Source organism: Marinomonas sp. AWM4_232 (genome assembly GCF_056158325.1).
Genome location: NZ_JBSWTA010000005.1, coordinates 1 through 7,078 on the forward strand (window position 1 = coordinate 1; position 7,078 = coordinate 7,078).

Consider the following 7,078-nt stretch of genomic DNA (forward strand, 5'->3'; position numbering starts at 1 on the left):
CAACGCATTGTGCAAAGGTTAAGTTCCTCGTGCAGTGTCAAGAGATCAGCACCTGGCCCTGCGCGACCCCGCCATGGAACCTGACCTTCGGCGAGCATCGGGTTGATCAGATTACCAAAATCATCGACCACCGTATAGCGGTCCACACGCGATTGTCCGGTCTCCGTGTCGATCACGACCTCCGCGAGGTGGGCACCATTGGGGAAAGACCGCCCCGGCAACGAGGCCTCCGCCTGATGGCGCAACAGATCCGTGCGCCCCCTTTCACGTGCAAAATCAGCCGCTTCGAGCACCGTTGGTGTCAGGTTCGACCCCGGTGCGCGAAAGGTCTCACCATCAAAGTCGACAGCATCCTCTTCAACGCCCATTTCCTCCGCAAGGAAGGGTGTGAAAGCCGCGACCATCTTGTCGACCGTGGCCAGGGTTGCATTAGCCTGCGTCGTGACAGACCGAGAGCCGCCCGTACCGCCGCCCTTGGCAATACGGTCACTGTCGCCTTGGATGACCTCAATCGCGCTGACAGGAATGCCGGTCTGGTTCGCAAGGAACTCGGCAAAGACAGTTTCGTGTCCTTGTCCGTTGCTTTGCGTGCCCACATAGATGTTCACCCGGCCGTCCTCCAGAAATTCGACGTCTGCGGTTTCTGAAGGATCGCCCAAAATACTTTCGATATAGTAACAAAGGCCCGCGCCCCGGTAACGTCCCTCTGCCGCATCCTTTGCGCGCCGGGTTTCAAATCCAGCCAGGTCGGCCTCTTGCACCAGCCGGTCGAGCACGAGATTAAAATCGCCTACGTCATAGGTTTCATCGGTGACGGTCTTGTAGGGGAACTTCTGCGGGGCGATGAAATTCCTGCGCCGCAGTTCCATCGGATCAACACCGAGATCCCGCGCCGCGCGGTCCATTACCCGCTCCAGCACATAAATGGCCTCGTGGTCGCCCCGCACCCCTGTAGGCATCCACCTGCGTGGTGTTAGTATAGATGCCATCGACCTCCAGCCACGCAGTCTGAATATCGTAAACCCCAGCAAGTACGCGCGAAAACAGCTGCGTCTGGATCGGCTGACCAAAGTGGGAATATGTAAGCCCCAAGGTTACATTGCGTGTGGACACGGTAAGCCGTGATTTTCAAGGTTTCATCAAAGGCCAATTCAGCCAGAGAGGTCAGATCTCGCCCGCCGTTGTCGCTCAGCATTGCTTCGGTACGATCCGACATCCAGCCAACTGGCCGATTGAGAACTCGCGCCGCATGCGCCACTGCAAAATATCTCTTGGATACGGCATCGCCTTCATGCCAAAGCCGCCGCCCACATCCGGCGTCACCACATGCACATTGTCTTCTGAGAGAATGTAATTTCTTGGCCAGTTGCTCTTTCATGGCCCAGACACCTTGCCCGCCGTAGTGGAAATGCATCCGTCCATCTTCCCAAGTGGCGTGGCAACCGCGTGGCTCCATCGAATTTACAATGATCCGGTTGTCGGCCACTTGCAGGCTCACTCTATGGGCGGCCTGAGCAAAGGCAGCGTCTGTCGCCTCCCTATCGCCAAGACCCCAGTTGAAGGCGCGATTGTCCGGCGCTTCCGGGTGGATCTGGGGTCCCCCCACTGTCAGGCCCAGTTTCACATCGAGATCATCATAGTCGAACTCGATCATCTCAGTCGCATCACGGGCCTGTTCCATAGTCTCAGCGATGACCACCGCCACAGGCTCGCCGACGTAGCGCACACGATGCCCTGCCAGCACGGGGCGCTCGGGAGCCGCGCCCTTACTGCCGTCGATGTTATTCACCACCACCCCGTCGAGATGGGCCTCAATACCGGCCTCAACCAGATCGGCCCGCGTGATCACCAGATGAACACCATCCGCCTCGCGCGCATCCTCGACGTTGAGTGTCGTGATTTCACCATGGGCGACCGGGCTGCCAAAGACAAAGGCCCGCAACGCGCCCTGTGGCATCGTATCTTCGATGTAGCGACCCTGACCTGTCAGCAGACGCTGATCTTCCACCCGTGCGAGCGGCTGACTTTTTCCAAATTTCTCGACGCGTTGGTTCATGAGATGGCTCCCTCTGCCTGCGCTCAGCTCAGGCGGAGCCTAATGCGCGAGACAGGCTTGTCCAGTGATCGCGTGACAATGCTGAGAGAAAATTCCAGCCGCTATCACTTGATACATGGTCACAGCGAACCTCGATACGATGGTACTTGAGGTATTGCGCTGGGCCCAACGCTTTGTGTGGGTCCGGCAGGGGACACTGCAAAGGGGCGAGAGCAATTCCCTCGCGTATCAGCCAACAAGACGCATAACGCACCCAGAACAAGAAGCCCCGGACCTCGTGTACCCGGCCAGGTTCGCGGGATACGCGTCAGACCTGACCGGGCACGAGGACCGGGACTTCGAACGGGAGGGGGGCGCAGTTGGGAGTGGTGAGTGGGGTGGGCTGCGTCCCTTGGTGACCTTTATTTCAAATAAGACTTAATAGCGGGTTATCGACGCACACCCAGCTTGCAAGATCTGCAAAATTTTCCACGATGGTTCTCGACACTTTCCCTTTGAAGCGGCATTCGTTATTGGAGGACCAAATGCGGGCTTTGACCCATTATCTGAGATTTCAAGACGCGACGCACGGGGCATCTGACATGGCACTGGACAAGACCTTTAACGCAGCCGAGGCGGAAGAGCCGCCTGTTTGACGCTTGGGAAAAGGCGGGCTGCTTTACCGCAGGCGCAAACGCCAAGCCCGGCGCGTCCACCTATTGCATCATGATCCCGCCCCCAAACGTCACCGGCGTCTTGCACATGGGTCACGCCTTCAACAACACATTGCAGGATATCCTGATCCGTTGGAAGCGCATGCAGGGCTTCGACACGCTCTGGCAGCCCGGCACGGACCACGCCGGCATCGCCACCCAGATGGTGGTGGAGCGCAAGCTGGCGGAAACCCAGCAGCCCTCGCGTCGCGAATTGGGGCGCGAGAAGTCTCTTGGAAAAAGTCTGGGAATGGAAAGAACAGTCCGGCGGCACCATCATCAACCAGCTCAAGCGCCTCGGCGCGTCCTGTGACTATGGTCGCACCGCCTTCACCATGGCGGGTGCGGCGGGCGACACCCGCACCGGGCATGAGAACTCGCCGAACTTCCACGATGCTGTCATCAAGGTCTTTGTGGAGATGTACAACAAGGGCCTGATCTACCGCGGCAAGCGGCTGGTGAACTGGGACCCGCATTTCGAGACCGCGATCTCCGACCTTGAGGTGGAGAACATCGAAGTCGCAGGCCACATGTGGCACTTCAAGTACCCGCTGGCGGGCGGCGAACCTACACCTATGTCGAGAAGGACGAAGACGGCAACGTCACGCTTGAGGAAGAGCGCGACTATATCTCCATCGCCACCACCCGCCCCGAAACCATGCTGGGCGACGGCGCGGTTGCGGTGCACCCGGACGGACGAGCGTTACGCGCCCATCGTGGGCAAGCTGGTGGAAATCCCGGTCGGCCCCAAGGAACACCGCCGCCTGATCCCGATCATCACCGATGAATACCCGGACAAGGGTTTTGGCTCCGGCGCGGTAAAGATCACCGGCGCGCATGACTTCAACGACTATCAGGTCGCCAAGCGCGGCGGCATTCCGATGTACCGCCTGATGGACATGAAGGGCGCGATGCGCGCTGATGGTGCCCCCTACGCCAATGAGGCCGCCAAGGCTCAGGCCCATGCCAAGGTGCGGAGTTCACCGAGAACGAGGTGGATGCCATCAACCTCGTCCCCGATCACCTGCGCGGACTGGACCGCTTTGAGGCGCGCAAACTGGTGGTGCAGGAAATCACCGACGAGGGTCTTGCCGTCATGCAGACCATCACCTCAAAGGTGAAGGATGAGGACGGCAACGAGACCGAGGTTACCGAGACGGTGCCGATGGTTGAGAACAAGCCGATCATGCAGCCCTTCGGCGACTGCTCCAAGGTGGTGATCGAGCCGATGCTGACCGACCAATGGTTCGTCGACGCAGAAAAGGTCGTGGGCCCGGCGCTGGATGCCGTGCGCGATGGCGATGTGAAGATCCTGCCCGAGTCGGGCGAGAAGACCTATTTCCACTGGCTGGAAAACATCGAACCCTGCATCTCGCGCCAGCTCTGGTGGGGTCATCAGATCCCGGTCTGGTACGTCCCGGGCGAGGACGACTGGTATCCGATCTGTGCCGCCACCGAAGAGGAAGCGCTTGAAAAAGCCCGCCTGCAATCCGCCGAGGGCACCGAGTTCCGCATTGTTGCAGATCAGCAGGAAGCGGTCGAAATCCTCGCCGAACAGCGCAAGCTGATGGATGTGCGCACCGAAGGCACCATCCGGAGCTTTGAGGGACCGATGCAGGTGCCGATGTTCCGCGACCCCGACGTGCTCGACACCTGGTTCTCTTCCGGCCTCTGGCCGATCGGCACGCTCGGCTGGCCCGAATGGACCGAGGAGACGTCGAAGTATTTCCCGACCTCGACGCTGGTCACCGGTCAGGACATCCTGTTCTTCTGGGTGGCGCGGACGACGACGATGCAGCTGGCGGTGCTGGACGAAGACCTGCCCGTGCAGGAACGCATCCCGTTCGACACCGTCTACCTGCATGGCCTCGTGCGCGACGCCAAGGGCAAGAAGATGTCGAAATCCACCGGCAATGTGGTCGACCCGCTGGAGATCATCGAAGAATACGGCGCCGACGCGCTGCGCTTTACCAATGCGGCGATGGCGTCCTTGGGCGGCGTGCTGAAACTGGATATGCAACGCATCGCGGGCTATCGCAGACTTCGGCACCAAGTCGTGGAACGCCGTGCGCTTTGCCGAAATGAACCAGGCTTTTGCCGACGCCGTGCCGCAGCTGAGCGTCGACCAACTCGCCCCCAAGGCCGCCGTCAACGCCTGGATCATCGGCGAAACCGCCCGCGTCCGCGAGGCGGTGGACGAGGCCATGGAGGGCTTTCGCTTCAACGACGCGGCACAGGCGCTGTATGGCTTTGTCTGGGGCAAGGTCTGCGACTGGTATGTGGAGCTGTCAAAAGCCGCTGCTGCAAGGCGATGATGCCGAGGCACAGGCCGAGACCCGCGCCACCATGCGCTGGGTGATGGATCAGTGCATGATTCTGCTGCACCCGATCATGCCCTTCATCACCGAGGAACTCTGGGGCGCAACCGGCAGCCGCGACACCATGCTGGTGCATGCGGACTGGCCGACCTACACCGCCGCCGATCTGGTGAAGCCCGAAGCCGACGCCGAGATGAACTGGGTGATCTCGGTCATCGAGAACACCCGCTCTGGCCCGCGCTCAGATGCATGTGCCCGCAGGGCTTTATGTGGATATGCTGGTTTCCAACATCGATGCCGCCGGTCAGGCCGCGTGGGACGCCAATGAGACGCTGATCAAACGCCTTGCGCGTATTGAGAGCCTGAGCAAGGTCGAGAGCGCGCCCGAGGGCTGCGTATCGATTTCTGCACCCGGTGCGTCCTTCCTGCTGCCGCTCGCCGATATCATCGACATCGACGGCGAAAAGGCGCGGCTGGAGAAATCCCTCGGCAAGCTCGCCAAAGAGCTGGGCGGTCTGCGTGGTCGATTGAATAACCCCAAATTTGTGGCCTCGGCCCCTGATGAGGTGGTTGAAGAGGCCCGCGAAAACCTTGCTGCACGCGAAGAGGAAGAAACCAAGCTCAAGGAGGCACTTGCCCGCCTTGCTGAAATCGGTTGATGCGGCTGTAGTACGTTCAACAAAACGCCCGGACACTGGTTCCGGGCGTTTTGTTTTGTAAGGTTCTGCACCCAAGCTGCACATCCGAGGGCCTTTCCCCGTGAAATTATCGACAATCGCCTATAGGTGGTGATTGCCAAAGCCCGTGTTCTGGTTCAGCTTGGAACGCGAAACGATAGAGGCCGGTCACCGGTCCGGAAAAGGTGGGGAAAGAACATGGCCAAAGGGTATTGGGTCGCACATGTCGATATTGACGACATGGAGCGCTACAAGGCGTATATTGATGCCAATGCAGTCCCTTTTCGCGCAGTATGGTGCACGATTTCTGGTCCGAGGTGGGACGAAAGAAGTGCGCGAAGGACAGATGCGCGCGCGCACTGTTGTGATTGAGTTTGAGGACTTCGCCACGGCCAAAGCCTGCCATGATAGCGTCGCCTACCAGCAAGGCGCAAGGCGCTCAGAGATCCGGTTTCGACCGGCGATATGGAAATAATCGAAGGCTACGACGGCTGACGCCGCCGAAGAGGAGTTTTTGATGCTGAAACTGTTCAGGCCTTTCGCCCGCCGCAAAGCCCGAACCTGCCCGATCCGGACGCAGAACTGGCGTTGGGGGCACTGTTGGTGCGGATTGCACAGTCCGACCGCGCCTATCTTGTGGAAGAGATCAGCCTGATCGACCGCATTCTGGCGCGCCTTTACGGCCACAACGCGCTTGAGGCCGCCAAGGTGCGCGCGACCTGCGAAAAACTGCACGCCGCCGCACCGGAGACGGATACGTTTGGCCGCCTGATCCGCGTGAAACCACCGGCCTCGAAGAGCGTCTCGCGGCGTTGGATGCGCTGTGGGAAGTTGTGCTGGCGGACAATCGCGAGCACGAAGGCGAAATCGAAATCGTCAACGATGCCTGCAAGGCCATGGGCCTGTCGGTGATCGACAACAAACGTGCCCGCGCCCGGGCGCGCTCGAAGTTCGACACGCAACCAGTGCCGCAGGGGGATGCATGATATTCAAGGATTTTCTGGATAAACTGCTGGCCCCTGCCCCCGCGATCCTGCCAGACGAGGACGCACGCCTTGCCTTGACCGCATTGCTGGTACGCCTTGCGCGTTCAGATGAGAGTTATTCTGACACCGAACGCGACCGAATTGATCGCATCCTGCGCAGCCGCTTCCAATTGGATTCCGGGGCCGCGCAAATCCTGCGGGAACAAGGCGAAGGACTAGAGGCCGAGGCACCCGACACTGTGCGCTTCACCCGCGCGATCAAAGACGCAGTCCCTTATGAGGTGCTGATCTCTTGACACTGCACGAGGAACTTAACCTTAGCAAGACGCAACGAACCAGTAAATATGCA

12 protein-coding genes and 1 pseudogene are annotated in these 7,078 nt (G+C 59.9%); 10 read left to right on the forward strand and 3 right to left on the reverse strand.

The window, feature by feature from the left end:
• The 3 genes from ACXAC1_RS19800 to ACXAC1_RS19810 form a co-directional block, all read right to left on the reverse strand.
• Positions 1-905, reverse strand: a 905-nt coding sequence (locus ACXAC1_RS19800; protein WP_475063924.1) for a xanthine dehydrogenase family protein molybdopterin-binding subunit, incomplete at its 3' end; no start/stop codon positions are given.
• Positions 874-1,059: a molybdopterin cofactor-binding domain-containing protein gene (locus ACXAC1_RS19805; RefSeq protein ID WP_475063936.1), complete on the reverse strand. Its 186-nt coding sequence runs from the start codon at positions 1,057-1,059 to the stop codon at positions 874-876. The genes ACXAC1_RS19805 and ACXAC1_RS19800, both read right to left, overlap by 32 nt.
• Positions 974-2,056 carry a xanthine dehydrogenase family protein molybdopterin-binding subunit gene (locus ACXAC1_RS19810; protein WP_475063926.1) on the reverse strand — a complete coding sequence of 361 codons (1,083 nt, stop codon included), beginning with the start codon at positions 2,054-2,056 and terminating at the stop codon, positions 974-976. Before ACXAC1_RS19810 ends, ACXAC1_RS19805 begins: the two co-directional genes overlap by 86 nt.
• Before the next feature lie 627 nt (positions 2,057-2,683).
• On the opposite strand from ACXAC1_RS19810, the gene ACXAC1_RS19815 reads away from it, so the two are divergent.
• The 10 genes and pseudogenes from ACXAC1_RS19815 to ACXAC1_RS19860 all read left to right on the forward strand — a co-directional run bounded on the left by ACXAC1_RS19815 (position 2,684) and on the right by ACXAC1_RS19860 (position 7,025).
• On the forward strand, positions 2,684-3,061 hold the full coding sequence (locus tag ACXAC1_RS19815) for a class I tRNA ligase family protein (protein ID WP_475063938.1): 378 nt from the start codon (positions 2,684-2,686) through the stop codon (positions 3,059-3,061).
• The gene (locus tag ACXAC1_RS19820) at positions 2,982-3,869 is read left to right on the forward strand and encodes a class I tRNA ligase family protein (protein WP_475063927.1); all 888 of its coding nucleotides are present in this window, start codon (positions 2,982-2,984) and stop codon (positions 3,867-3,869) included. Before ACXAC1_RS19815 ends, ACXAC1_RS19820 begins: the two co-directional genes overlap by 80 nt.
• The gene (locus tag ACXAC1_RS19825) at positions 3,752-5,107 is read left to right on the forward strand and encodes a class I tRNA ligase family protein (protein ID WP_475063940.1); all 1,356 of its coding nucleotides are present in this window, start codon (positions 3,752-3,754) and stop codon (positions 5,105-5,107) included. Before ACXAC1_RS19820 ends, ACXAC1_RS19825 begins: the two co-directional genes overlap by 118 nt.
• Positions 5,095-5,394: a class I tRNA ligase family protein gene (locus ACXAC1_RS19830; protein WP_475063929.1), complete on the forward strand. Its 300-nt coding sequence runs from the start codon at positions 5,095-5,097 to the stop codon at positions 5,392-5,394. Before ACXAC1_RS19825 ends, ACXAC1_RS19830 begins: the two co-directional genes overlap by 13 nt.
• A complete protein-coding gene (locus tag ACXAC1_RS19835) occupies positions 5,342-5,725 on the forward strand; it encodes a hypothetical protein (protein WP_475063941.1) in 384 nt (127 codons plus the stop codon). The genes ACXAC1_RS19830 and ACXAC1_RS19835 overlap by 53 nt, the downstream gene beginning before the upstream one ends.
• Positions 5,726-5,941: 216 nt before the next feature.
• A complete protein-coding gene (locus ACXAC1_RS19840) occupies positions 5,942-6,115 on the forward strand; it encodes a DUF1330 domain-containing protein (RefSeq protein WP_475063930.1) in 174 nt (57 codons plus the stop codon).
• Entirely contained in the window at positions 6,075-6,218 is a 144-nt protein-coding gene (locus ACXAC1_RS19845) for a DUF1330 domain-containing protein (protein ID WP_475063932.1), read from the forward strand. Before ACXAC1_RS19840 ends, ACXAC1_RS19845 begins: the two co-directional genes overlap by 41 nt.
• A 161-nt stretch (positions 6,219-6,379) precedes the next feature.
• A pseudogene (locus ACXAC1_RS19850) lies at positions 6,380-6,460 on the forward strand (hypothetical protein); the annotation flags it as partial.
• 2 nt (positions 6,461-6,462) lie between these two features.
• Positions 6,463-6,729 (forward strand): TerB family tellurite resistance protein, encoded by a 267-nt coding sequence (locus ACXAC1_RS19855; protein WP_475063943.1) that lies wholly within the window; start codon positions 6,463-6,465, stop codon positions 6,727-6,729.
• Positions 6,726-7,025, forward strand: coding sequence for a tellurite resistance TerB family protein (locus ACXAC1_RS19860; protein ID WP_475063934.1), 300 nt, complete (start codon positions 6,726-6,728; stop codon positions 7,023-7,025). Before ACXAC1_RS19855 ends, ACXAC1_RS19860 begins: the two co-directional genes overlap by 4 nt.
• The last annotated feature ends 53 nt before the right edge of the window (positions 7,026-7,078 follow it).